The 24,640-nt window shown below is 34.9% G+C and carries 22 protein-coding genes; 10 read left to right on the forward strand and 12 right to left on the reverse strand.

The annotated features are described in order from the left end of the window. The first annotated feature begins 22 nt into the window (after positions 1-22). The 7 genes from SJY30_RS00840 to SJY30_RS00870 all read left to right on the forward strand — a co-directional run bounded on the left by SJY30_RS00840 (position 23) and on the right by SJY30_RS00870 (position 6,715). Positions 23-2,044: a gliding motility-associated C-terminal domain-containing protein gene (locus SJY30_RS00840; protein ID WP_396633740.1), complete on the forward strand. Its 2,022-nt coding sequence runs from the start codon at positions 23-25 to the stop codon at positions 2,042-2,044. A 5-nt stretch (positions 2,045-2,049) separates the two neighbouring features. Then, positions 2,050-3,003: a type IX secretion system membrane protein PorP/SprF gene (locus SJY30_RS00845; protein WP_396633741.1), complete on the forward strand. Its 954-nt coding sequence runs from the start codon at positions 2,050-2,052 to the stop codon at positions 3,001-3,003. A 60-nt stretch (positions 3,004-3,063) separates the two neighbouring features. Then, a complete protein-coding gene (idi, locus tag SJY30_RS00850; RefSeq protein WP_396633742.1) occupies positions 3,064-3,591 on the forward strand; it encodes an isopentenyl-diphosphate Delta-isomerase in 528 nt (175 codons plus the stop codon). 2 nt (positions 3,592-3,593) lie between these two features. After that, positions 3,594-4,001 carry a 6-pyruvoyl trahydropterin synthase family protein gene (locus SJY30_RS00855; RefSeq protein WP_396633743.1) on the forward strand — a complete coding sequence of 136 codons (408 nt, stop codon included), beginning with the start codon at positions 3,594-3,596 and terminating at the stop codon, positions 3,999-4,001. A gap of 84 nt (positions 4,002-4,085) precedes the next feature. Beyond that, positions 4,086-5,048 (forward strand): type I phosphomannose isomerase catalytic subunit, encoded by a 963-nt coding sequence (locus SJY30_RS00860; RefSeq protein WP_396635293.1) that lies wholly within the window; start codon positions 4,086-4,088, stop codon positions 5,046-5,048. Between the two features lie 57 nt (positions 5,049-5,105). Continuing rightward, complete coding sequence (locus SJY30_RS00865) at positions 5,106-5,378, forward strand: hypothetical protein (RefSeq protein ID WP_396633744.1); 273 nt, start codon at positions 5,106-5,108, stop codon at positions 5,376-5,378. 102 nt (positions 5,379-5,480) lie between these two features. Continuing rightward, positions 5,481-6,715, forward strand: a protein-coding gene (locus SJY30_RS00870; RefSeq protein ID WP_396633745.1) for an IS3 family transposase whose coding sequence is annotated in 2 segments (ribosomal slippage) — positions 5,481-5,817 and positions 5,817-6,715 — 1,236 coding nt in all. Because the reading frame shifts where the segments join, the coding sequence is not laid out codon by codon here. Between the two features lie 58 nt (positions 6,716-6,773). On the opposite strand, the gene SJY30_RS00875 is transcribed toward SJY30_RS00870, so the two are convergent. From SJY30_RS00875 to SJY30_RS00895, 5 genes are all read right to left on the reverse strand, one after another. After that, a complete protein-coding gene (locus SJY30_RS00875) occupies positions 6,774-7,466 on the reverse strand; it encodes a DUF4369 domain-containing protein (protein WP_396633746.1) in 693 nt (230 codons plus the stop codon). An 82-nt stretch (positions 7,467-7,548) separates the two neighbouring features. Then, the gene (locus SJY30_RS00880; protein WP_396633747.1) at positions 7,549-8,823 is read right to left on the reverse strand and encodes a DUF819 domain-containing protein; all 1,275 of its coding nucleotides are present in this window, start codon (positions 8,821-8,823) and stop codon (positions 7,549-7,551) included. Positions 8,824-8,855: 32 nt separating this feature from the next. Next, a complete protein-coding gene (locus SJY30_RS00885) occupies positions 8,856-9,659 on the reverse strand; it encodes a Cof-type HAD-IIB family hydrolase (protein ID WP_396633748.1) in 804 nt (267 codons plus the stop codon). 1 nt (position 9,660) lies between these two features. Next, on the reverse strand, positions 9,661-11,859 hold the full coding sequence (locus SJY30_RS00890; RefSeq protein WP_396633749.1) for a DUF5916 domain-containing protein: 2,199 nt from the start codon (positions 11,857-11,859) through the stop codon (positions 9,661-9,663). Positions 11,860-11,950: 91 nt separating this feature from the next. Beyond that, entirely contained in the window at positions 11,951-14,212 is a 2,262-nt protein-coding gene (locus SJY30_RS00895; protein WP_396633750.1) for a transglycosylase domain-containing protein, read from the reverse strand. Positions 14,213-14,300: 88 nt separating this feature from the next. Here SJY30_RS00895 and SJY30_RS00900 point away from each other — a divergent pair, with 88 nt between their 5' ends. Continuing rightward, positions 14,301-15,074 carry a S1/P1 nuclease gene (locus tag SJY30_RS00900; RefSeq protein ID WP_396633751.1) on the forward strand — a complete coding sequence of 258 codons (774 nt, stop codon included), beginning with the start codon at positions 14,301-14,303 and terminating at the stop codon, positions 15,072-15,074. Here the strand turns inward: SJY30_RS00900 and SJY30_RS00905 are convergent, their stop codons facing one another. Beyond that, positions 15,075-15,353: a TIGR03643 family protein gene (locus SJY30_RS00905; RefSeq protein ID WP_396633752.1), complete on the reverse strand. Its 279-nt coding sequence runs from the start codon at positions 15,351-15,353 to the stop codon at positions 15,075-15,077. A gap of 153 nt (positions 15,354-15,506) precedes the next feature. Next, positions 15,507-16,379, reverse strand: coding sequence for an AraC family transcriptional regulator (locus tag SJY30_RS00910; RefSeq protein WP_396633753.1), 873 nt, complete (start codon positions 16,377-16,379; stop codon positions 15,507-15,509). Positions 16,380-16,594: 215 nt separating this feature from the next. On the opposite strand from SJY30_RS00910, the gene SJY30_RS00915 reads away from it, so the two are divergent. Further along, positions 16,595-17,179, forward strand: a complete 585-nt coding sequence (locus tag SJY30_RS00915) for a hypothetical protein (protein WP_396633754.1) — start codon at positions 16,595-16,597, stop codon at positions 17,177-17,179. Positions 17,180-17,229: 50 nt separating this feature from the next. Here the strand turns inward: SJY30_RS00915 and SJY30_RS00920 are convergent, their stop codons facing one another. From SJY30_RS00920 to htpG, 5 genes are all read right to left on the reverse strand, one after another. Continuing rightward, positions 17,230-17,589 (reverse strand): MauE/DoxX family redox-associated membrane protein, encoded by a 360-nt coding sequence (locus tag SJY30_RS00920; RefSeq protein ID WP_396633755.1) that lies wholly within the window; start codon positions 17,587-17,589, stop codon positions 17,230-17,232. A 22-nt stretch (positions 17,590-17,611) separates the two neighbouring features. Further along, on the reverse strand, positions 17,612-19,405 hold the full coding sequence (locus SJY30_RS00925) for a DUF885 domain-containing protein (protein ID WP_396633756.1): 1,794 nt from the start codon (positions 19,403-19,405) through the stop codon (positions 17,612-17,614). 15 nt (positions 19,406-19,420) lie between these two features. Continuing rightward, entirely contained in the window at positions 19,421-20,056 is a 636-nt protein-coding gene (locus SJY30_RS00930) for an MOSC domain-containing protein (protein ID WP_396633757.1), read from the reverse strand. A 154-nt stretch (positions 20,057-20,210) separates the two neighbouring features. Next, entirely contained in the window at positions 20,211-21,629 is a 1,419-nt protein-coding gene (locus SJY30_RS00935; protein WP_396633758.1) for a hypothetical protein, read from the reverse strand. A gap of 97 nt (positions 21,630-21,726) precedes the next feature. Continuing rightward, positions 21,727-23,616, reverse strand: a complete 1,890-nt coding sequence (gene htpG / locus SJY30_RS00940) for a molecular chaperone HtpG (protein WP_396633759.1) — start codon at positions 23,614-23,616, stop codon at positions 21,727-21,729. Between the two features lie 370 nt (positions 23,617-23,986). On the opposite strand from htpG, the gene SJY30_RS00945 reads away from it, so the two are divergent. Beyond that, positions 23,987-24,640 (forward strand): TetR family transcriptional regulator C-terminal domain-containing protein, encoded by a 654-nt coding sequence (locus tag SJY30_RS00945; protein WP_396633760.1) that lies wholly within the window; start codon positions 23,987-23,989, stop codon positions 24,638-24,640.

Genomic DNA, 24,640 nt, shown 5'->3' on the forward strand with positions numbered 1-24,640 from the left:
AAAGCATAGATCCCAAATCGATTTGAAAAAAACGCATATATATAAAACCATATTCCTCAGTATCGTAACTACGATACTGGGAGTGTTGGTATCTAATGCCCAGTTCTTACTGCAGGCACCTACGGATAGTGATCAAAATAACTTTCGTTGGTATGAAGCTTCGGACACGGCAACGATACTCGGTACAGATTCTTTTTACGAAGTAACCCAACCGGGTATTTACCTTGCAACCTATGACGGTACCTTATGTGGCTCTAATGCAACAGGGTATTTTATTGTAACAGATTGTAATAATCCAGACAATGAAGTAACTATGGATATCACTTCTAACGTACCAAGCACAGCTTCGGTAAGTTGGAGTCCGCCATTACCAGGTGATCAACTAAGCCCAATGGTCATTGCTACCGATGCAGTGATAAAATATACAGCTCTAGTAACCAAAGCAGGTAATACGTTTAGTCTACCAAATTTTACGGTGGTGTGTTTGCCTGAGGCTGCAGATTTAGAAGATGATTTAGTAACTACAGACGAGGAAGTACCGGTAATTATAGACATTTATGGAAATGATGCCGATTTACCTGATGTAGGAGCCTTAACAACGACTGATCCAGCAAATGGTTCGGTAACCATTGATGATGGTGGTACACCGAACAATCCTATGGATGATATAGTAACCTATACACCAGATGTAGATTTCAATGGTACAGACACTTTTGATTATACCATTTGTAATGCTTATGGAGATTGTAGTACAGCAACCGTAACTGTAGAAGTATTACCAATTTTAGATACTAATGATGATTCTATAGCAATTGATATCAATGCAATTACAGCAATAGATACATGGCAAATAAACGATAATGATTTACCTACAGATGGTACATTTAGCGTAACGCAACCAGCGAATGGTTCGGTAACTGTTGATGATAATGGTACACCGAATGACCCATCAGATGATATTCCGACATATTTCCCGAATAATAATTACTTAGGCACAGATGCTTTTGATTATACCGTTTGTGATACAGTAGGTAATTGTAGCACATCGACCATAACAATTTTAATTAACCCGTTAGGTGTTGATTTGGATAGTGATGATGATGGTATCGTTGATAGTTTTGAAGATCTGAATTTAGATGGTGATAATGACCCATCTACAGACCCAACAGATTCTGATGGTGACGGCTTTCCAGATTATTTAGATATCGATGCAGATGGCGATGGTATACCAGATAATGTTGAAGCTCAGGCGACGGCAGATTACATTCCACCTTCTGGGATCGATTTAAATGCCAATGGTTTAGATGATGCGTATGAAGTAAATGGTTTAACTGGAATATTCCCTGTGGATACTGACGGTGATAACCTACCAGATTACTTAGATGAGGATAGTGACAATGATAATGTACTAGATGCTATTGAAGCTCATGACTATGATCATGATGGTATTGCGGATGTTGTTATGATTGGTTCAGATAAAGATAATGACGGATTGGATGATGGTTATGAAGGTGCAATTGCTGTTGATACAGATGTAAATGATGAAATCGACAATCCATATGCGCAGCTTCCAAACACCGATAGTGATGAAGAGTCTGATTATAGAGATACAGATGACGATGACGATGGTATTGAAACCCGAGATGAAGATGTCAACTTAAATGGCGATTACGTAGATGACGATTCTGATGAAGATGGTATACCAAACTACTTAGATTCAGATTTAGGTGAGCTAGAAGAAGAAATTGAAATTTTCAACGTTATTACACCTAACGGTGATGGCATTCATGATGTTCTTAGAATCGATGGTTTAGAGAATTACCCTAACAATACACTGAAAATCTATAATAGATGGGGTGTTGCGGTATATATGACAAAAGCATATAATACTGAAGGTAATGTCTTTGATGGAACATCTGAAGGTAGGGTAACCGTTGATGTAGATAGTAGGTTGCCGGTAGGTACATATTTCTATATTCTAGAATATGAAATGCCGAACGGAGAATCGGAAACACTATCGGGTTACATTTATATAAATAGATAATAAGAATGTTGAAAACATATATAACCTTATTCACAAATAATATTCTAAAACAAGTTGCAGTTATAGCAGCCATTTGTTTTGGGGTGTTATCTTATGGTCAGCAAGATGCACAGTATACACAGTATATGTATAATACTATTAGTGTAAACCCAGCATACGCAGGGTCTAGAGGTCACATAAGTATAGGTGCTTTGCATCGTTCTCAGTGGGTTGGTTTAGATGGTGCACCAACTACACAAACCATTAATGTGCATTCACCTATAGGGTATAGGGGTGTTGGTTTAGGTTTATCCATTGTTAACGATGAAATAGGACCAACTTCAGAAACTAATTTTGATATCGATTTTTCTTATACCGTTTATACTTCAACTGAAGGGAGGTTAAGTTTTGGATTAAAAGCAAGTGCTAACTTGTTGGATGTTAGGTTTTCAGAATTGAATCAATATACAACAGATCCAACCTTACAGCAAGATATCGATAATAGACTTTCTCCTAATATAGGGGCTGGGGTTTATTATCATACCCAAAGATTCTACGCAGGTTTATCCGTACCCCGTTTTTTAGAAACATCTCATTTTCAAGAAACCAACCTTTCAACGGCTAAAGAACAAATGAACCTTTATTTGATTACTGGTTATGTTTGGGATTTGAATGAGTCTCTAAAATTTAAACCGGCATTGTTGACAAAAGTGGTGCAAGGAGCACCATTACAAGTTGATTTATCGGCAAACTTTATGCTTAACGAAAAGTTTATTTTAGGAGCAGCCTACAGATGGGATGCCGCATTTAGCGGAATGGCAGGTTTCAATGTCTCTAATAAATTTTTAATTGGTTTAGCGTATGATAAGGAAACAACAGACCTTGGTAATACTGCATTTAATGATGGGTCGTTCGAGATAATTTTCAGATACGATTTCATTATGACCAAGAACAACTTAAAATCTCCACGTTTCTTCTAGATTTTTCTTTTTATATATTCATCGTTACGAAAAATACCTAAAAGGCCTTATTTTTACCTTATGAAGGAAGAACAGGTAATTCTAGTAAATGAAAATAATGAGCAAATAGGCACTATGGCTAAAATGGAAGCCCATGAAAAGGCAGTTTTACATAGAGCATTTTCCGTTTTTATTACGAATGAAAAAGGAGATATTATGTTGCAACAACGTGCGGCATCTAAATATCATTCACCATTGTTATGGACAAATACATGTTGTAGTCATCAGCGGGTAGGAGAGTCTAATATTGAAGCCGGTAAACGTAGACTTCAAGAAGAAATGGGGTTTCAGGCAGAATTAAAAGAGTTGTTCTCCTTCATTTATAAAGCTCCTTTCGATAATGGATTAACAGAGCATGAATTGGATCATGTAATGATAGGTAGTTATGATGCTGAGCCAAACATAAATCCTGATGAAGTAGAGGCATACAAATGGATGTCTCCAGCCTCAATAAAAGATGATATTTCCAATAATCCTAATGAGTATACGGCTTGGTTTAAAATCATCTTTGACAAGTATTACGAACATTTATTTAATATGTCAGCGTAACTATGAAGGTTAAAGTCAGTAGAAAGGCGCATTTTAATGCTGCGCATAGGTTATATAAGAAAGATTGGAACGATACCAAAAACACTGAGATTTTTGGTAAATGTAACAACCCAAATTTCCACGGACACAATTATGAGTTAGTTGTAAGTGTTACAGGAGAGATAGATCCTGTAACTGGTTTTGTTATGGATATGAAGGTGTTAAAAGATCTGATCAAAGTAGAGATTGAAGACTATTTAGATCATAAGAATTTAAATATTGAGGTTGAGGAGTTCAAAACTTTAAACCCTACTGCGGAAAATATTTCGGTAGTTATCTGGCAAAAGTTAAGACCACATATTTTAGAATCACAAGATTTGGAAGTCGTACTTTATGAAACGCCTAGAAATTTTGTGACATTTTCAGGATAATTAAAAAAAATATAATTGTAAGAAAATTCTTAATTATGCGTTATCTAATTAATTAATAGATACCAACAAATACAAAATACAATGATACATCCTCTAAAATTTAGACCAATTTTAAAAGAAAGACTTTGGGGCGGTACTAAGCTAAAAGAAGTTTTTGGTAAGCCCATAGAAAGTGATATTACCGGCGAAAGTTGGGAGTTGTCTACCGTTAAAGGAGATATCTCTGTCGTTGCCAATGGTAGTTTAGAGGGTAAGTCACTACTAGATCTTATAGATTCGAATGCAGAAGAATTGTTGGGTAAAAGTGTAGTAGAACGCTTTGGAAAAGAATTTCCTATTCTTATAAAGTTTATTGATGCTAAACAAGATTTGTCCATTCAATTGCACCCAAATGATGCTTTGGCGAAAGAGCGTCATGATTCTTTTGGTAAGACCGAAATGTGGTACATTATGGATGCAGATCCTAAAGCAGAACTAATTGTTGGCTTCAACAAAGATGTTACCAAAGAAGAATATGCTGAAAGTGTTGCTAATGATACCTTGCTTGATCTTCTTAATTATGAGCAAGTTAAAGAAGGCGATACGTTCTTCATAAATACAGGTAAAATTCATGCTATTGGGGCAGGGGTGATGTTGGCGGAAATACAACAAACTTCAGATGTTACGTATCGTGTTTTCGATTTTAATAGAAAAGATAAAGATGGTAACCTACGTGAATTGCATACAGATTTAGCTTTAGATGCCGTTGATTACGAAAAGAAAGATGATTTTAAAGTCTCTTACGGTCAAGATAAGAATGAGGTGAATACAATGGTAGATTGCCCATACTTTAAAACTAACTTCATTGAACTAACGGAAAATTTAGATTTAGATACGGCTCAGCGAGATTCATTTACCATTTTTATGTGTGTTGGTGGTGAAGCTACCATTAAAACCGCTGAAGGCGAAGTTTCGATCAAAAGTGGGGAGACAGTATTATTACCAGCATTGACACAAAAGATTTCCTTACAATCAAAAGGGGCTAAATTGTTAGAGGTTACTATTTAAGGACTAATTATCTATACAGCAGTGTAAAAATTGTATTTTTGCAAAAAATAATTAGAGATGGCAAGTATTAAAAATTTAAAGAAAGATATAAATAATGTTCTTGGAGACATTATAGAAGGTGTTGATATAGTAGAGGCTACTAAAGGTCATACAACTTACTCTAAAGAAGGTAATGCTATTATAAATGAGGCGTTTACTACTTTTGACGAATTAGTTGCTAAAATCAACAAAAATGATGTTGAGAACAAAAAAGCACATTTCAAAGAAGTAAGAAAAGACTTGGAAACAAAAGCCACTAAATTGGTCGATGACCTGAACAAGTTGGTATAGTTTACCTTTTACTTAAAATAAAAAAGCATCCTAATTTATTAGGATGCTTTTTTATTTGGTATGTCCCGTCCTGAAATAAGTTGACACAAATTCGACTTATTTATGAAACCTTCAGAGAACCCAGGGAATAAGCGCACTCAGCGCGATTACAATTTAGGCTTTAAATTAGCCGTCATCTCCCAAGTAGAAAAGGGCGAGATGACTTACAAGCAAGCTCAAAAGGCTTATGGTATTCAAGGCAGGAGTACTGTTTTGGTTTGGTTGCGTAAACACGGTACCTTAGACTGGACAAACCCAATTAAGCATCAAATGCCAAAATCCAAAGAGACTCCAGCTCAGAAAATTAAGTGTTTGGAACGAGAACTCTCTGATGAGAAGCTCAAGAACAAAGTGCTTAACACGATGATCGACATCTCTGAACAGCAGTATGGTACTTCTATCAGAAAAAAGTATTCACCCAAGCAATCCAACGAGTCCGACAACAACAAGAGCTAAGCCTATCGCGTTGCTGTAGATTGTTTGGGATAAGTAGACAAGCTGTTTATCAAGCAGAAAAACGTGCTGATAAAAGAGCTCGTGAACTAGCTCAAATTAAACCATTAGTTTCAAAAATACGTCAAGAAATGCCCAGACTTGGTACTCGAAAACTCTACTATCTGCTCAAGGCTGAGTTTGAAATAGTAGGTGTCAAGATAGGTAGGGATGCACTTTTCGATTACCTCAAATCTGAATCAATGCTTATAAAACCAAAAAAGAACTATACAAAAACTACTCATTCTAAACATTGGCTAAGAAAGTATCCTAATCTAATGAAAAGTTCAGTTGCTACAAGACCAGAACAGTATTTTGTAAGTGACATAACTTATATCAAAAGCAGAGAAAGAACTCATTATCTCTCTCTAGTTACAGATGCTTTTAGCAGAAAGATCATGGGGTATCATCTAAGTGATGATATGAGTTCGGAAAATGTAGTAAAAGCCATGAAAATGGCTGTAAAGAATAGAGTTACTTCCAACAGATTAATACACCATTCTGATAGAGGTCTACAATACTGCTCTGCTACATACCAAAGAGAACTAAAAAGATCTAAGGTCATACCATCAATGACGGATGGATACGACTGTTATCAAAATGCTTTAGCAGAACGTGTAAATGGTATTTTAAAAACAGAGTTCTTGATTCATAAATGTAATACAGCAAGAGAATTAAGACAGCTTATCAAAGAATCTATAAAAACGTATAATAGCAAAAGACCCCACTTGAGTCTTAATTATGAAACACCTAATTTTATACACAACAAAAAATCCTGCGAAGCTAGCTTCGCAGGATTGATTTAATTATTTAAAAACTGTCAACCTATTTTAGGACGACTCAGTACAAATTGAGTTCTAACGATTATTTCTTTAAAAAAGTGGCTAACTCTTTACCATATTTAGATTCAGCTACCTCTGGTGATAGTACGCTGTAGATAGAATCTAAATATTTAACATTGGCATCAGGTATTTCTTTTAAAGCGATGTATGGGGCTACAAACGACGATTTGTTATTTAATGCAAAGTTGATTGCGAATGCATAACCTCTTTGTGTATTTCTATTGCTGATATTCGCCAATGAATCTATACTTAATTTACTTAATTCGCCATCTGGTTGAGCGGCATTCATCATAATCTCAACATTTCGTTTGTTGATACCACTCATGGTCTGTTTATATTCTTTTAGTTTTTCGTTAGATTCCGAACCTGTAATTTTTGCAGTAGTATCAAACGTATTCCAATCGGTATTGATAGTTATCGTACCTGGTTCGGCAAAAAAAGTAATGCGGTCGTTGATATCGTTATTATCTTTTTTATCTAAGTATAAATAGAATATCTCGGGACTCGTTAATTTGGTTTTAAAAGAAAAATTTCCATCTCCGTTTATAGCAAGGGAATCAACAGTAATTAGTACTGAGTCTGGTACATGTTGTAAATACAGCGTCCCTTTTTTAAGTCCTTTTATTTTACCGTTTACAATCATCGTTTCTTCTGCATTATCTCCGCATGAGCTCAATGCCAACAGTGCGGCAACAACAAATAGTATTTTTTTCATTCTTATTATTTAGGGCGCAAATATCTATAAAATTTGATAATAAAGAACGCCAACCCTTTATTTTGTTAGTAACTATGATTTTTTATAAGCTAGAGGCTACCTCCATTAAATAAGCACAAAGTAAGGCACCACCGGTACCTACAACATAGCCTAAAACAGCTAATAGGACACCAACCGAAGTTAATGATGGATGAAACTCTGCAGCAACCACAGGAGCGGAAGCGGCACCACCAACATTTGCTTGACTACCTACCGCTAAAAAGAAATAGGGAGCTCTTATGAGTTTTGCGACCAATATCATTAAACCTGCATGAATGGCAATCCAAATAAAGCCAACTGCTATTAAGCCTGGGTTTTCAAGTACCTTGTTTAAATCCATTTTCATACCAATAGTCGCTACTAGAATATAAATGAACATACCGCCAATTTTACTGGCGCCTGCCCCTTCGTAATTTTTGGCTTTGGTAAAGGAGAGTGCTATACCTAAGCCGGTGGCGATAACCACCATCCAAAAGAAAGCGGATCCTAAGAACGAAAGGAAACTTTTTTTGTCGCTAACGGCATCAAAATTACTTTCCAAATAAGTGCTTATATGGTCACCGAAAAAATGAGCTATTCCAACCGCTGTAAAGGCTAGGGCCAGCATAATCATATAATCGTTCATAGTAGGTACACGGGTAATTTTTTCAGTAAACTCCGTCACCTTTACTTTTAAAGTTTCAATAGCCGAGGTATCCGCTTTTAACCATGCGTCAATTCTTTTTGTTCTACCAACTCCTAAAAGTACAATCGCCATCCAAACATTCGCAACCACGATGTCTATCAAAACCATACCACCATATTTCTCCGGATTATATTGAAATATTTCTAACATCGCAGCTTGGTTGGCGCCACCACCGATCCAACTACCTGCAATAGTGGAAAGTCCCCTCCAAATGGCATCAAAATCATTTCCGCCAACAGTATCCGGTGAGAAAATAGAAACAATAAGTATGGCAATGGGTCCGCCTATAATAATACCTGCACTACCGGTTAAAAACATAATAATAGCTTTAGAGCCCAAGTTTGATATTGCTTTTATATCAATGCTCAACGTCATAAGAACAAGCGCTGCAGGTAGTAAATACCTACTTGCCATAAAATATAAATTTGAGATCTCATCAGAAACAATACCGGTACTGGTCAATATTGCCGGTAACAAATAACACATAAGTACTGCTGGTACAATAGAATAAAATTTACTCCAAAATCCAGTTTTTAAACTAGATGTGTAAAAGATAAAACCTAGGCAAAGTGCTAACAGTCCAAAGACTACTGTATCATTCGTTATCAAAGGTTGTGCAAATAGGTATGGCATAAAATATAAGTAAGTTGTATTTTCAAATATAATTAATAAACCAAGTTATTAGCTATGTAATGTGCTACTCCGTCTGCGGTATTTTCTAATGTGATATCATTTGAAATAGCTTTAACTTCATCTCTTGCATTGGCAACGGCAACACCGCAGCCAACATTTTCAAGCATTTCAATATCGTTGTAATTATCACCAAAGGCAATGATATCTGTTAGTGCTTCATGTTCTTCCATAAGTAGTTTAATTGCAGAAAGTTTAGAAACGGATTTTGGGGCAACCTCGATAAGGGTATCATTAGAACGGTATAAATTAAGAGAAACACCTAATCTTTCTTGAAGAATTGGCATCAAAATATCTGCGCTGGTTTTCGTACACATTAGCATAATTTTATGCGCACCTATCTTACGCTCTTGCCAATTTTGTAAAGTTTGCTCGGTGTCTTGAAATACAGGGGTAGATTTGGTGTATTTAATTTCTTTTTCTACACGTACAGATGTTTTAGGTACAAACCATTCATTACTATAATACAATCCTAAATCGGCTTCTAGTCCCACACACAAATCCCTGATGGTGTTTAAAATATCAATAGGGATAAATACCGAATTAAGTTCTTTATTACCTGATAGAACCAACGCCCCATTGTAGCAAATAATGGGCTGATCTGTAATACCTAGGTCTTCTTGTATATACCACATTGCACTGGGCATTCTGGCAGAAACAAGTATGATTTTGGTTTCATTTTTTATTTTACCTATTTGCTCTATAGCATTTAGCGAAACATCACTTTTTGTAGAAAGTAAGGTTCCGTCTAAATCTGAACACAAAATTTTATACTTCATATTAGATATTTAACCAGTAGGTCAATTTAAGATTAATCGATCTATATTTTGGTTCAAAAGAGTTGACAAAATAATTATCGTTATAAACGATAAATAAGTCAGATAAAGGAGCAAAACGCCATTGAAGTCTAGAATTGAAACCTAAGTTATCTCTTTGATTACTGTATTGCACAAGTGTCGACCAAAATATGGATTTGCTAAAGGTAACATCAATTTTAGGACTAATTAGCCATATATCGGTACTTGAATAGGGGTCTGGTAATGATATTTTATCGTAATTCATGTCTAGCGATAAAAAGATTTTAGGTTGAAATCTTAACGACAATTGTCCCCTTAAGGAGAACCTGTCACCATTGAAAAAACTACCCAAAGTAGGTTCAATACTGTAGGCGAATCGTTTTCTTCTATCTGATCGATATTCTAGAGAAACAAAATTATAATGGTAGCCAAGCATACCGGGCAATGGTATGGCATCATCTAAACCTGTAGGATCAAATTCATCAAAAAGATACGTGTACGAGTGTGTATAAGAAGCGTTGATTTCTGATTGGTCGTTGAATTTAGATTGCCATGCTCCCCTTAAATTATAATCGGTATGAAGAAAATCATTATCTGGGCTCCAAGTAAGCACAGGGAAAAATTGAAAACTATGGCTTTGTAATGCGCTATCTTCTGGCCAGAAAACACGCTCGATCATAGTTGCGGTCTTAAAAATATCTGTTCTTCTTATAAAACCAAGATCAGACCTAAAATCTTCGCCTATGTAAACTATATCTTCAAAAAAGTTCCAATTTCTAGAATTATACTGCATAAATGCACCAGATGAAAGATTAGCTTTACCGGCATTATGGGCAAAAGATTTGTGTAAATAGAATTTACCATTCCAAATATTATTATTCGATATTAAGTTATAGTCAATTCCGGCAACTCTATTATAACGATCTTCAGGATCTTGAAATTCATAATCTTCAAATGATTGTCTATTGATAAAGAACATACCAATATTTGATCGCCCAAAAACATTTTGTTGAAGTGCCAACATGGTATTGTTGTTAGAAACTATTTCTTGATCCAAATCTTCTGCAGTCTGTAGGTTTAGAAAGCCTAATCTTAGTCCTTTATTAAGCTTACCACTTAAACGTACACCACCAATAATTTTATTCTCTATAGTATTGTCAGCAGTATCTCTTGCAATACCTATACGTCTAGAGAAAAACGGATTAGCATCTCTACCACCACCAAAACTTCCAAAAAGGTCGCTGTTATCTATAAAAAATTGTCTTTTCTCAGGTAATGACACTTCAAAACGTGTGAGGTTGGTAATTTGGTTATCAACTTCTACCTGCGAAAAATCGGGGTTTACGGTAACATCTAAATTCATACTGTTGCCTATAGCTATTTTGGCGTCGCCACCGAAATTAAATTTGGTGTCTGCGGAATTCAATTCAAAATCTTTGTCTGAACCGAAATTTACATAGGGTATAACAGCAAGGGGCGTACGGTATTTGCCTAAAGGTTTTTCAAAAATCATGTCGCCCATAAAAGTAAGTCCGTAGATATTCTGGTTTTGAGGAATATTGGTCCACGTACTGTTTTCGTTAGACTGCGTATCAAAACGGTAACTATTAAATCGCCATTTGGTTTCACCTTCCTTAAATTTAAAAGCGGTTAGGGGAATTACCATTTCTGCAGTGTAGTAGCCGTCATAAATTTTAGAATCTCCGCGCCATTTTACATCCCATGAAATGGTAAATCCGTTAAGGTTCAATCCACCGCCGGAAACTAGTCCTTCACGACGAACTCCATACGGATTGATGCCAAATAGAAAAGCATTATTGCCGTCGTTAAAGGTGTCAAAAAGCAAAGTGATATTATCACTGTTACCTGCTCTAAAATCTCTTTTTAAAGATTGAATAGAGTAATCTGAACCAGCTGTATAAACAGTAATACCAACGTAAAGGTTAGATTTGTCATATAACATTTTAATTTCGGTTTGTTTTTTTGCTTGCACAGTGTCAAGAGGAAAAAACTGCCAAAAATCTTCTGCGTATTCTGCATTTTCCCAAACAGGCTCATTAAGAATTCCGTCAGGCGTAATTTTATCATTAGTTTCTTTTACAACAAATGATTTTTCTGAGGTTTGTGCATGTAAAGAAGAGCATAAAAGTATAAGTACGAGGGTACTTAAATATTTGGTCATTAGGTTTGAGTTTGTTAGATAACCAAATTTAAGATTTTGTTTTGTTAAAAAAATGCCAAACTATAATTGCAGTTATATTCTTAGTAAAGAGTTACCCTTTAAATTTTTTACTTTTCTTTTTATTCGGATTTTTAAAAAGACGTTTAAAGAATCCGTCACGTTTAACGGGGTCGCAATTCAATACTTCTAATACAGAAGTAGAAGGTTTTGGAAAATTAGATTTTGTATAGATGTTAAAATCTTTGTCTTTGTTCAATTCTTGCATCAAAAGTGCAAATAGGGGTAGAGCGGCATTTGCACCTTGCCCGATACTCGTATTACTGAATCCGATTTCATGTTGATCAAGACCCACCCAAGTAATGTGAACCAGTTTAGTGGTCAAGGCAACAAACCAAGCATCTTTATTATTTTGGGTAGTACCTGTTTTACCGGCAATGTCATTTTTGAGTCCGTATGTATTTCTAAGTCTAGCCGCCGTTCCAGAATTGACCGTAGATTTCATCATTTCAATCATTATCTGACTAGTTTCTTTAGAAAAAGCGGCTTTTTCGTTCAATTTGGGCTTAAACTCAGCTAAAATGGAGTCTTTATGATTAGAAATGCTTTTAATCAAATTTGGTTGAATATGCTTGCCATTATTTGCATAACTCGTATACGCTTGTGCCAAATCGATGATTTTGATTTCACCAGTACCAAGGGCAATAGAAGCTTCTTTAGGTAATTTGTCTTCAACACCCATTTTTTTAGCCATGTTTAATACATTATCAATACCGGCTTTTTCCAATACTTTTACAGCAATGGTGTTGATGGAATTGCTAAGACCTTCTTCCATTGAATAGTTGAGGTACGCTTCGTCCTTATTACCAGAGTTAGAAGGTGACCAACCCTTTAGATTATCATATTCTATTTCTTCGGCAGAGAAATAGGTACATGGAGAAACACCTTGTTCTACAGCAGTTGTGTAAACAATGGGTTTAAATGTAGAGCCGACCTGGCGTTTACTTTGCGAAATATGATCATATTTAAACTGTTCAAAATTAATACCGCCGATCCATACCAAAATATCACCATTAGTAGGGTCTACAGCTAAAGAGCCCGTATTTAAGAATTTGGCGTAATGCTGAATACTATCGATAGTACTGGCTGTTATTTCTTCATCTGCTTGCCATGATTTAAAAATTCTTTTTTGTTTGTTTTTAGATAAGCTATCTATAATTTGGGTATGCGATAAGCCAGAATGCTGCAGCCTTTTATACGTTGGTGTTCGTTTGGCTATTTTTTCTATCAGTTTATTGTCTTTTAACCAAGGAGCGTTAGAACCATAGCTTTTTTCAAAACTATGCTGCAATTTGGTCATGTGGTCAACCATGGCTTCTTCAGCCAATTTTTGCATTTTGTAGTTTAGGGTGGTGTAAATTTTTAATCCTGAAGTGTATATGTTGTAATCTGTATCAGCTTCGTTTTGTTCTGTGATCCAGTTTAGCATTTCCTTGCGGACCTCTTCTCTAAAATAAGGTGCAATTCCGGCATTGTAATCAAACTCCCTATAATCGAGACCAAGACCTTCTTGCGAGAATTTCGTAACCTGTTCTTCGGTAATAAAATCATTGTTATACATGGCACGCAATACTAAATTACGCCTGCCAAGACTTTTCTCTGGGAATATTCTTGGGTTGTAACCATAAGTAGCCTTTAGCATACCCACTAATGTTGCTGCTTGGGGGGCGGTTATATCTTTAGTTCTGGAATTGAAAAATTTTAGCGCGGCACTTTCAATACCAAAAGTATTATCGCCAAAGGAAACTGTATTTAAATAATTAGTTAGAATTTCATCTTTAGTAAAAATCTTTTCCAGCCTTTTGGCAATAATCATCTCTTTGACCTTATCGACTACTATACTCGTTTTATTCCTTTCTTTTCTGGGATATAAATTTTTTGCCAACTGTTGGGTAAGGGTACTGCCACCACCAGAAGAATTATCGCCTAATAGTACGGTTTTAAAACCTACTCTAACCAAACTTCTGATGTCCACACCAGAGTGCTCATAAAAACGCTCATCTTCAATGGCAACTAATGCCTGTATCAAATGATCAGGAAAATCTTGAAAGGTAACAGGTTGTCTATCGTACAAATAATATTTACCGATCAACACACTATCTGCGGTAAAAACCTCAGATGCCATTTGATATTGAAAATTTGAAAGTTCTTTTTTAGAAGGAATTTTCCCCCACAAACCAATATTAACACTAACAATGAATAGAATGAACAGGGCAAAAAGACCCAGAATACCTAAGCCGATTAATTTGCGGATACTAAATTTTCGTTTAGATGATTTTCTCGTCTTCTTCTTCATGCCTGCAAGTTCAGATATAAATTTAATCTTACCAAGTTTTAACAATGCCTTAAAATTTGTTGTACTATTTTTGGGCAAAATTTTAGTGATGAAAAATTATATTATTTTACTTTTTTTGGTATCGAATTTCACTTTTGCAAATGATATGTATTGGTCAAAAACCGGACATAGGGTTGTTGGTGAAGTTGCGGAACAGTATTTAAGTAAAAAGGCAAAACGTGCTATTGAAGATTTATTGGAGGGGGAGAGTTTGGCTGCTGTTGCCAATTTTGGTGATGAAATAAAATCTGATCGAACATACCGTAAATTCAGTGCATGGCATTATGTAAATATTCCGTTTGGAAAAACCTATGAAGAAATAGAGAAGAATGAATATGGGGATTTGGTACAAGGGGTTAATACATGTTTGGAAATTATAAAGGACGAAAACAGCAGTAAAGAAGATAAAGCTTTTTATCTAAAATTCTTGGTTCACTTAATTGGAGATCTACACCAACCTATGCATGTAGGAAGGGTAGAGGACAAAGGTGGTAACGATATTCAGCTACAATGGTTTGGTAACGGAACTAACTTACATAGAGTATGGGATTCTAATATGATTGATGAAAACGGAATGAGTTTTACAGAACTGGCTACGGAATACCCAGAAATGTCAAAGGAACAAATAAAATTTCTACAGAGCGGAAGTTTGCTTGATTGGGTTGAGGAATCTCACCAATTGGCAGAGAAAGTTTATGCCTCTGTTGAGTCAGGTGAAAAACTAAGCTACCGTTATAGTTATGATTGGTGGCATACCGTAGAAGATCAATTGCAAAAAGGCGGAGTTCGCCTTGCTGCAGTATTGAACGAGGCATTTAAATAATTATCGTTTAGATATTTTATTTCCTGTAATGTGGCGTTGTCTAGAACATCTAAATCGGTCCATTTCATCGGATCTTAATTTAGCATGTTTTGTAGCGCGACCTTGAACACGTTTGCGCCACATTCTAAAACTACTTGGTTTCATTTCGCGACGCATGACTTCAATAGTCTCCTGTTCGCTAATACCAAATTGAAATGTAATGGCCTCAAACGGCGTACGGTCTTCCCATGCCATCTCAATAATACGATCTAATTCTCTTTCTGTAAATTCTTTTATCATAGCGGTATAAAGGTACTACATGAAAATAAATAGTGAAGAACACGTATCCGTTTTTTTATAACTCAAAAAAATAGGAAAAAAAAGCTTCTAAATGAGGTGGAATTTACCATTTAGAAGCTTTAAAATTTTAGTACTATATATAAGGTATAACTTTTACACCATAACATTCTTTAACTCATTCCTGTACTCTGACGGATTTTGACCTGTAAATGCTTTAAAAGATTTATTGAAGTGAGAAAAGTTATTGAATCCGCATTCAAAACAAACCTCCGTAATACTCATAGGCTTTTCTGCAAGTAGCTTAGAAGCATGTACCAATCTATATTCATTTACAAATTGTACGAAAGTCTTATTCGTAATCTTTTTAAAGTACCTACAGAAAGACGGTATAGTCATACTTACCATAGAAGATATCTCCTCTAGGGTAAGTTCTTCTCTAAAATTATTTTTAACGTGATTGAATACAATGTTAATACGGTCATTATCCTTAACGTCTGTGGTAAATGAAAAACCTTCCGCATTCAATAACCGCATATCATCTGAATTACCGAGTTCGTTTAATATATTAAGGATGGATAATAGTCTTTGAAAATCTGTCTGATATTCCAAAACTTCCATTTTATCTCCTATTTTCCGTTTTGTCTTCCCAGAAAAAGCAATTCCGCCACTAGCGCTATTAAACAAGCTTGCAATTTTTTTCATCTCGGGAAGGCTAAAGAAGTCTGGACCCAGAAAATCTAACTTCATTTGAACAACCGTTTCACTAGTATTACCGGTAAGGGCATCTGTAAAGCCGCAATGAGGTAGATTACTACCTATTAATATAAGGTCACCATTCGTATAATATGATACATGACTACCGATTTGCCTTTTACCAGAGCCACCATTTACATATACTAACTCCAATTCTGGGTGGTAGTGCCAAAGGTTATTTTTATTCAATCGATGTTCATCAAACTTCTGATAAGTGAAAGAATGACCAAAATCTGGTTTAATAGCTTCGAATGTAGGTTTTTGTTTTACCATGATACTAGGGGATTATACTATAAAATTAATCCTTCTAATTTGTATGTTCTTTGCAAAATTAACTAAAATATGTGGCATCTTAACCATAGGGTAATAATGGATATATGAAGTGGTTAAAATAGCACACAAATAGGGAAAATATGATGTAGTGAGAGCTTTATAACGGCTGTATGTTTGTAGTGTAAATTATCATTAACCCTTAAATAATTTATATTATGAAAAACCTAGTAAAATTCACAACAGTTGTTGCCTTTATGTTAGCTACAGTAGCAGGCATGGCAAGAGAGCCAAAATTAAACCTATTATCTGCGGGTAAAGCCAAGAGTGTGGTTTTAACAATGGATGCATCTACAAATGGTGTACAGGTTAAGTTAATGGATTCTGATTTAAATGTTATTTATTCAGAAAAAATGACCGAAGGTCAGTTTAGCAAGAAATTAAACCTTAAAGATTTGACGGATGGAGTATACTTCTTATCTGCCGATGATAATATGACAGCATATTCATATACAATCGTTTTAGATAACGATAATGTGAAAATCGTAGAATCTGATGAAGAGATCAAGCCTTTCTTTAGAAAGACTGATAATATGATCTTCATGAACTATTTAAACTTAGATAGAGCAGATATGTCTATCAAGATTTACGATACAGAAAGTAGAACAGTATTTACACAAGAAGTAGCAGATGAGTTGATTGTTGAAAAAGCATTCAATTTCACAGATGCTTTCCCTGGTACTTACACGGTTACCGTTAAGTCTGCAGGTAAAACATATACTGAAGAGTTTGTTGTTAATTAAGTTGATTTAAGTTGATTTAAGAAGGGGACGGGAGCGTCCCCTTTTTTTTGCTATAATTTTAAGTACATAAAAGCCCAATACATTAAAGCAAATTGTATTGGCAATCTCAGTAAAAGCGCCCACTTTGGTAATCCTGCACTTGCCTTTTCGCTAGACAACATATAAAAGTGCACCAATAAGAATACGGCAAGCATAGCAATAATGCCATAAATGGAAAAGTTTTTGGTCTTTTTAAAAAATAGACCAATACCTAGAACAATCTCTGCTACACCGCTTAGCAGAACCAAAGCTTTGTGAGCAGGTAAGTAGCGTGGCATAATTCTAAGGTATATCTTAGGTTTTATAAAATGCATAAAGCCCGCAAAAATATAGATTGCGCCCATTACATATAAGTGCCACGGATAAGTCATACGTATTTTAAAGTTTAATATGTTAAGCTTTGGTGTTTGCGGAAATCCAATTCATGATTTTTTCTTCAAGTAACGCTAACGGTACGCACCCTACTTCTAAAACTTTCTCATGAAATACTTTAATGTCAAAATCTTTACCAAGATTAGCTTCGGCTTTAGCACGAAGTTCCATGATTTTTAGCTGACCTATTTTATAGGATAGTGCCTGACCAGGATTTGCCATATATCTTTCTATTTCTGCGGTAATACTAGCCTCGGATTCTGCTTCGTTATCTAAAGAATATTGAATTGCTTTTTCTCTAGACCATCCTTTAGAATGCAAACCAGTATCTACGACCAAACGAACAGCACGGTGCATTTCTGCCCCAAGCATACCAAAATATTGGTATGGGTCAGTGTACAAACCTAGCTCTTTACCTAAAGATTCTGTGTACAAAGCCCAACCTTCGCCATATGCGCTATACCAAAGTGTTTTTCTGAACTCGGGTAAATTTTCATTTTCTTGTGTCAGTGAAATTTGAAAGTGGTGCCCTGGTATAGCCTCATGCAAGAACAAGTCTTCATCAGAGTAGGTGTTGTAAGAGGTAACGTCTGGTATAGGAACATAAAATATTCCAGGTCTGGTACCATCTAAAGAACCAGGGTTGTATTCTGCACTGGCAGAAGCTTCTCTAAAAGCCTCTGTTCGTCTTACCTCAAAAGGAGTTTTAGGTTGTTTGCTAAATAAAGCATTTACCTTAGGCATCATTCTTTTGTGGATGTCATTGAAATTATCGATAACCTCTTGTGGGTCTTTAAAAGGCATCAGTTCCTTTTTGTTACGAACTTCATTAAAGAACGCTTTTAGGTCACCTTTAAAACCTACTTGCTTTTTAACAGCTTCCATTTCAGCGCTAATTCTAGCGACTTCTTTTAATCCAATTTCATGGATTTCTGAAGCAGTCATATTAGTAGTGGTATATAGCTTAATTTGATGCGCGTAGTACTCATCACCGTCTGGTATTCCTTGGATACCACTAGTTTCTCTACCTGCATTTAAATATTCGGTAGCCATAAAATCATGAAGTTCTTTGTATGCAGGAATTATTTTATTGGTAATTACATTTGTATAAATTTCGGTTAATCGTTGTTTATCTGAGTCGGAAAAATCTGCAGGGAAGTTTTTAATCGGACTGTAAAACAAGTTGTCTTCAAGTTCGGTGTTAGCAACACTGGCTAGTTGAGGTAATACTTTTTTGATAAGCGATTTAGGTAAAACATTTTGAGCCTTTATACCTTCTTGCATTTTAGATTTGGCTGAGTGTAACCAGACTTCATAATCTTCTAAACGCTTGCTCCAGTTTATATAATCTTCGGTAGTCTCAAAAGGTTGCGCACTTGTGCCACCGGCTAATTGCCCCATCATTAAATTCATAGACCACATTTGGTCTATTGGAGTGTACTGCTCAAAAGCTAGTCCCTCTAAATTTACTTCACATTCCCATTTTAATATAGATTTGGACATTAGCTCACTTTCAGAAAGTTGCGAATTGTCAAATTTCTCCGCTTTTTCTAAATAGGTTTGGTAATAGTTGACCAGTTCTTTCTTGTAACTATCAGAAAGAAAATTTGGTAAAGTGTCATTGAATCTATTATCACCTTGAAAAGTAGCGTTTAACGGATTCAATTTTAAACCGTCGTCATAATAATGAGCCAATAAGGTTACAAAGCCAATATTATGTACCGTGGGATTGGTAGAAATTTCACCGTTCGTTCTTAATTGCGCTTGAGTCTGTAGCCCAAAAATTAGGGTAAATGTTATAAGTATCTTTTTCATTGATGTATATTAAAATTATGATAGGTATTTCTTGAACCTGTCCTTTTTGTATTGCGGTACAGCTTCGTTGGTCATGAATAGTTCCAGTAAATCTTTTGATTTTTCTTTTGCGAAGATCAATTCATAAAATTGTTGAGTGGTAAATGTATTTTCAGATTGTTCCATTAATACCATTTCATCTCCGGCAGCTACAAGACCTTCTTCTAGTATTTTTACGTAAGTACCTGGGTGATTATGGGTGATAAATTCTTTAAGGATTTTTTGTGTGCCAAAACGGACGCCAAGTTTATAACAAGGTTCACGTGGCTGAGAAATTTGTACGAGCGCCTTGCCTAGTTTATAAATATCGCCAACACGAATTTTAGATTCATCAAGACCTTCTACGGTTAGGTTTTCACCAAACATGCCCCAATCCCATTCTAAATTTGGGTAAAGATTCTTCCAATAATCATAGTAGTCGGCAGAGAAAAGATAGCATGCTTTGTTGGTGCCACCATGGTGAACACGGTCTATTACAGTGTCATCTTTAACGTCATTTTTAGTTAGAAATAAACTTTTAGAAGTTGGATATTTGAAGATACCGGTTTGCTCTTTGGCACCGTTCCACTCAAAAGTTACTGCATCTCCTATGTTCGTTGAAATCACCTTCATATGGTGAAGATAAAAAAAGCACTAGTATTTATAATCAAAGGTTTACCTAAAGTTGACCAAACTGTTACTAAATTGGTTAAAAACAGCTTATGTAAATGATTAACTATAGATTTTTATGCTTCATATTTGCTAATTTCTAAATTTAGAAATTAGACTATTTGTATTGCTTAGTTGTCACAGTGTCTAGTAATATGCTAGTATCTTGAACATTTTGTGATGAGCTATTTTCTGGGAAGTACCAGAAGGGGATGGTAATCAGCGTATCTCTTTCAAAAACTCCTTTTTCCTTTTCGTCCGGACCGATTATTCTAAGAAAATGTTTTCCTCTTGATAATTCTTCAATATCTAAAATAGTTTCAAAACCAAACTGTTCTTGTCTATTTTTAGTCAAATTAAAATTATAAACTTGTTTTTTTGAGTCTATTTGAAGTTCGAAAATAGAATCGAATACCTTTAAATATTTAGATTGATTTTCGAGATTGTCTATTGGTGCAACTTGAAAACTAACTAAACCTGAAGCTGACTGCATGTTAGTTAAATGAAAGCCAAAGCCTCTTTCATCTTCTTCGGGTAAAAGTGTAGAGTCATTTTTAAAAACAGCATCTTCCATATAATTAGTATAGTTTATAAATACCGGTAAATAGGATTTTTCTATAATTTTAGATGGTATTGAGGCAAAATTCACCATATCAATATCTTCTAATAATTGGTCTTCGTAATTTTCTTTACCTGTAAATTGTTGAGAAGTGTTTTGTTGATGGTCTAGGTAGTTAGATCGTAACGTACCAAAACCAGAAGAAAAAAATGAAACTATAAAATAAACGGGTACTATTAATATACCGATCCAACGCGCTTTTTTCTGATCTAAGAAATTATATACTAAGGGTCTGTATAAAAACGAAAGAGTAATGTAGCTAAATATCCTATAAATTGGATAGTATATTATTGATGTCCATTTGTACTTTTTTAAAATACCAGCTCCTAGAAAATCAATCAATAATAATAGGATACTGAATACGTAAATAAAAATGAAACTCCCATTTATAAATTCATAAAACGTTTCAGAAATAGATTTGATTATTTCAAGATAACTTATAGTCACAACCATAATACCTATGACCATAAAAAATGAAATTAAATAGAAAATCATTAAGAAAGCTAGCGCAAATAAGGTGCTGCAAATATTCTCAAGTCTATAAATATAATGATCAAACGAACCTACCTTTTCTTTTAAAAAATCTGAGAATTTTTCTGAATAATTCAAGCTTTCATAATCAATATCACCGGAAACATATCTTAATCCAATTGCGCCAATCCATAAACCTCTTATTATAACGTGTGTTAATAAAACACCTATCAATATTAACATGCTTGTTAAAAGTATGCTTAACATAAAACTATTAAAACCTTCCTCTTTTTGAACAGCTTTCAAATATTCTAATTCTATTGAATCATATCCAGCTATTAATCCGTAAATAGCAAACCCAGAAATAATGAGCTCCAGTTGCCAGCTTTCTTGCTGTAGGTTATCCAGTAGTTTTTTAAATTGATTACTACGGTAGTCGTTTTTCATTTGGTCAGTGATTTCTCAATTGAAAGATAACAACATTTAACAAAAAAGCCACTACAAAAAATGTAGTGGCTTTTCTTAAGATTATAGGAAATGGAAATTACTTTACCATCTCGTAGCTACGCTTAATGAAATCTGTTAAAGCTTTACCTTTAAGTAAGCCTTTAGATAACTTCGCCAAGTCAAGTGATTGATTGATCAATCGCTCTTTTTTCTTCGCTGTCTTTGTATTCAAAAACTCGCTAACCAATGGGTGATTCGTATTAACGATCAGGTTATACATGTCTGGCATAGAACCCATGCCAAACATACCACCGCCACCGCCGGTCTGTTGCATTTCTTTCATACGACGCATAAACTCAGGCTCTGTAATTGTGAACGGAGAAGAATCGCTGTCCATAGCTTCTAATTGAACGGTAAAGCTTTTATCGGTAATAGCTTCTTCCAATTCTTTCTTCAAAGTCTCTTTTTCTTCTTCAGATAATTTAGAGATTTGAGTTTCTTCCTTTTGGATCAATTTGTCAATATGATCGGCATCTACACGAGCAAAACAAATATTCTCTTTAGAGCTTTCTAGCTTCTGCATTAAGTGACCGATGATTGGCGAATCTAATAGCAATACTTCGTAACCTTTAGCCTTTGCAGTTTCAATATAACTGTGTTGTGCTTCTTTGTCAGATGCGTAGAGAATAACTGTTTTTCCGTCTTTGTCTGTCTGTGCATCTTTTATTTTCTCTTGCAACTCTTCAAACGTAAAGTAAGAACCATCTACGGTTGGGTAAAGTGCAAACTTATCTGCTTTGTCAAAGAACTTATCTTCAGAAAGCATTCCGTATTCAATAACGATTTTGATATCGTTCCACTTCGCTTCAAACTCGGCACGATCATTTTTGAACAGCGAGTTCATTTTATCAGCCACCTTTCTAGTGATGTAAGAAGATATTTTCTTAACTGCACCATCAGCCTGTAAATACGAACGAGATACGTTTAACGGAATATCTGGAGAATCTATAACACCACGTAGCATGGTTAAGAATTCAGGAACAATACCTTCAACGTTATCAGTAACGAATACCTGGTTTTGGTATAGTTGAATTCTATCTTTCTGCTGATTTAAATCGTTAGAAAGTTTTGGAAAATATAAAATACCCGTAAGATTAAAAGGATAATCTACATTTAAGTGAATATTGAACAAAGGCTCCTCAAATTGCATTGGGTAAAGCTCTCTGTAAAAACTCTTATAGTCTTCTGGCTTTAAATCTGCAGGTTGCTTTGTCCATGCCGGGTTAGGGTTGTTAATGATATTATCGACCTCTTGCGTTGGCGCAGGATCTTCTTCTTTTGCGCCTTCAGGCTTTGGTAAAGTTTCAGTTTTCATTCCGAATTTGATCGGAATAGGCATAAACTTGTTATACTTTGTTAAAAGCTCGTTTATTTTACCATCTTCTAAAAACTCGGTAGAATCATCTGCGATATGAAGAATGATTTCTGTACCACGGGTTTCTTTTTCAGCTGGTTCCATAATAAATTCTGGAGATCCGTCGCATGACCAATGAACCGCTGGCTCATCTTTAAAACTCTTGGTGATGATCTCTACTTTATGGGCAACCATAAACGCAGAATAGAATCCAAGTCCGAAATGACCGATAATTCCTGAATCTTTAGCAGAGTCTTCATATTTGTTCAAGAACTCTTCTGCACCAGAGAAAGCTACCTCGTTAATGTATTTCTTTACTTCTTCTTCTGTCATACCAAGACCTTGATCAATGATATGTAGTTTTTTGCCTTCTTTGTCTGCTTTAACCTCTATAATAGGGTTGCCATATTCAACCTTCGCCTCGCCAATTGTGGTCAAGTGCTTCATTTTTAAGGTTGCATCTGTTGCATTAGAAATTAATTCTCTTAGAAAAATTTCGTGATCACTATACAAGAACTTCTTGATCAGTGGAAAAATGTTGTCTACCGACACATTAATTTTACCTGTTGCCATTTTTTATATTTTTTTCGCCGCAGTCAGTGCGGCCATTGTTAATAATGATTGTTCGTTGCTATTGGTCAAAAAAAATACCATAATATCTTATTGTGACAAACTGACAGTTTACTGCCTTTAAAAGTTTAACATATATTTTTGTTTATGAAATAGTAAAAAAAGTTAAACATAATGTATATTTGTATTGTGGTTATGAAAAAATGCTATGAAAAAGAATTTTAAGCATAATCACATGTTGATTATTTATTGGTTAGGTTGTTTAGGAACGTGCTATCATCTGATAGCACGTTTTTATTAAATATAAGCTAATGTTCGGCTAAAACTTCTAACTATGAAATCTACATCGTACCTTAAATAAAAATTATTCGATATGCCTGCAAAAGCTAAAAAAGTAACAAAAGAGACGATTATAACAATGTTTATGGACTACGTCTTAGAAAACGAGAAGTTACCTAAAACAGTTTATAAATTTTGTAAAGTAAATGCTATTGAAGAGTCAGATTTTTATCTTCACTTTGGATCGATAGAAGCCATCAAGAAAGGTATTTGGAATACATTTTACACCAACACGGTTAGTGTGATAGAGAAAAATAAAGAGTATCAAGATTTTACCAATAGAGAAAAGATGCTTACGTTTTTCTATACCTTTTTTGAAGTAATGACATTGAATAGAAGTTATATCTTATTCATAATGGATAGTGCTTCTGGACAGTTTAAAAATTTGGAGCAGTTAAAAGGACTTAGAAAAAATATTAAAGAATTCTCTAAGGGTTTGATTGCAGATGGAAATGCAGACAAGAATTTAAAAATTACGAAACACAACCCGCAATTGTTTTCAGAAGGGGCATGGTTACAGACTATGTTTTTAATGAATTTTTGGAAATCGGATGATTCTGCCGCATTTGAAAAAACAGATGTTGCTATTGAAAAATCTGTAAACACCATTTTTGATGTATTCGATAACACACCACTAGAGAATATTCTAGACTTTGGGAAATTTCTTTACAAAGAAACCTTTGCCTAA

This window comes from Maribacter sp. R86514, assembly GCF_044597005.1.
Lineage (GTDB): Bacteria > Bacteroidota > Bacteroidia > Flavobacteriales > Flavobacteriaceae > Maribacter.

Coding starts and splice junctions, on each gene's coding strand:
- SJY30_RS00855 (WP_396633743.1), top strand. CDS start 3,594: ATGAAGGTTAAAGTCAGTAGAAAGGCGCATTTTAATGCTGCGCATAGG.
- SJY30_RS00900 (WP_396633751.1), top strand. CDS start 14,301: ATGAAAAATTATATTATTTTACTTTTTTTGGTATCGAATTTCACTTTT.
- SJY30_RS00890 (WP_396633749.1), bottom strand. CDS start 11,859: ATGACCAAATATTTAAGTACCCTCGTACTTATACTTTTATGCTCTTCT.
- SJY30_RS00865 (WP_396633744.1), top strand. CDS start 5,106: ATGGCAAGTATTAAAAATTTAAAGAAAGATATAAATAATGTTCTTGGA.
- SJY30_RS00845 (WP_396633741.1), top strand. CDS start 2,050: ATGTTGAAAACATATATAACCTTATTCACAAATAATATTCTAAAACAA.
- SJY30_RS00925 (WP_396633756.1), bottom strand. CDS start 19,405: ATGAAAAAGATACTTATAACATTTACCCTAATTTTTGGGCTACAGACT.
- idi (WP_396633742.1), top strand. CDS start 3,064: ATGAAGGAAGAACAGGTAATTCTAGTAAATGAAAATAATGAGCAAATA.
- SJY30_RS00930 (WP_396633757.1), bottom strand. CDS start 20,056: ATGAAGGTGATTTCAACGAACATAGGAGATGCAGTAACTTTTGAGTGG.
- SJY30_RS00875 (WP_396633746.1), bottom strand. CDS start 7,466: ATGAAAAAAATACTATTTGTTGTTGCCGCACTGTTGGCATTGAGCTCA.
- SJY30_RS00905 (WP_396633752.1), bottom strand. CDS start 15,353: ATGATAAAAGAATTTACAGAAAGAGAATTAGATCGTATTATTGAGATG.
- SJY30_RS00880 (WP_396633747.1), bottom strand. CDS start 8,823: ATGCCATACCTATTTGCACAACCTTTGATAACGAATGATACAGTAGTC.
- SJY30_RS00895 (WP_396633750.1), bottom strand. CDS start 14,212: ATGAAGAAGAAGACGAGAAAATCATCTAAACGAAAATTTAGTATCCGC.
- htpG (WP_396633759.1), bottom strand. CDS start 23,616: ATGGCAACAGGTAAAATTAATGTGTCGGTAGACAACATTTTTCCACTG.
- SJY30_RS00945 (WP_396633760.1), top strand. CDS start 23,987: ATGCCTGCAAAAGCTAAAAAAGTAACAAAAGAGACGATTATAACAATG.
- SJY30_RS00885 (WP_396633748.1), bottom strand. CDS start 9,659: ATGAAGTATAAAATTTTGTGTTCAGATTTAGACGGAACCTTACTTTCT.
- SJY30_RS00935 (WP_396633758.1), bottom strand. CDS start 21,629: ATGAAAAACGACTACCGTAGTAATCAATTTAAAAAACTACTGGATAAC.
- SJY30_RS00910 (WP_396633753.1), bottom strand. CDS start 16,379: ATGGTAAAACAAAAACCTACATTCGAAGCTATTAAACCAGATTTTGGT.
- SJY30_RS00920 (WP_396633755.1), bottom strand. CDS start 17,589: ATGACTTATCCGTGGCACTTATATGTAATGGGCGCAATCTATATTTTT.
- SJY30_RS00915 (WP_396633754.1), top strand. CDS start 16,595: ATGAAAAACCTAGTAAAATTCACAACAGTTGTTGCCTTTATGTTAGCT.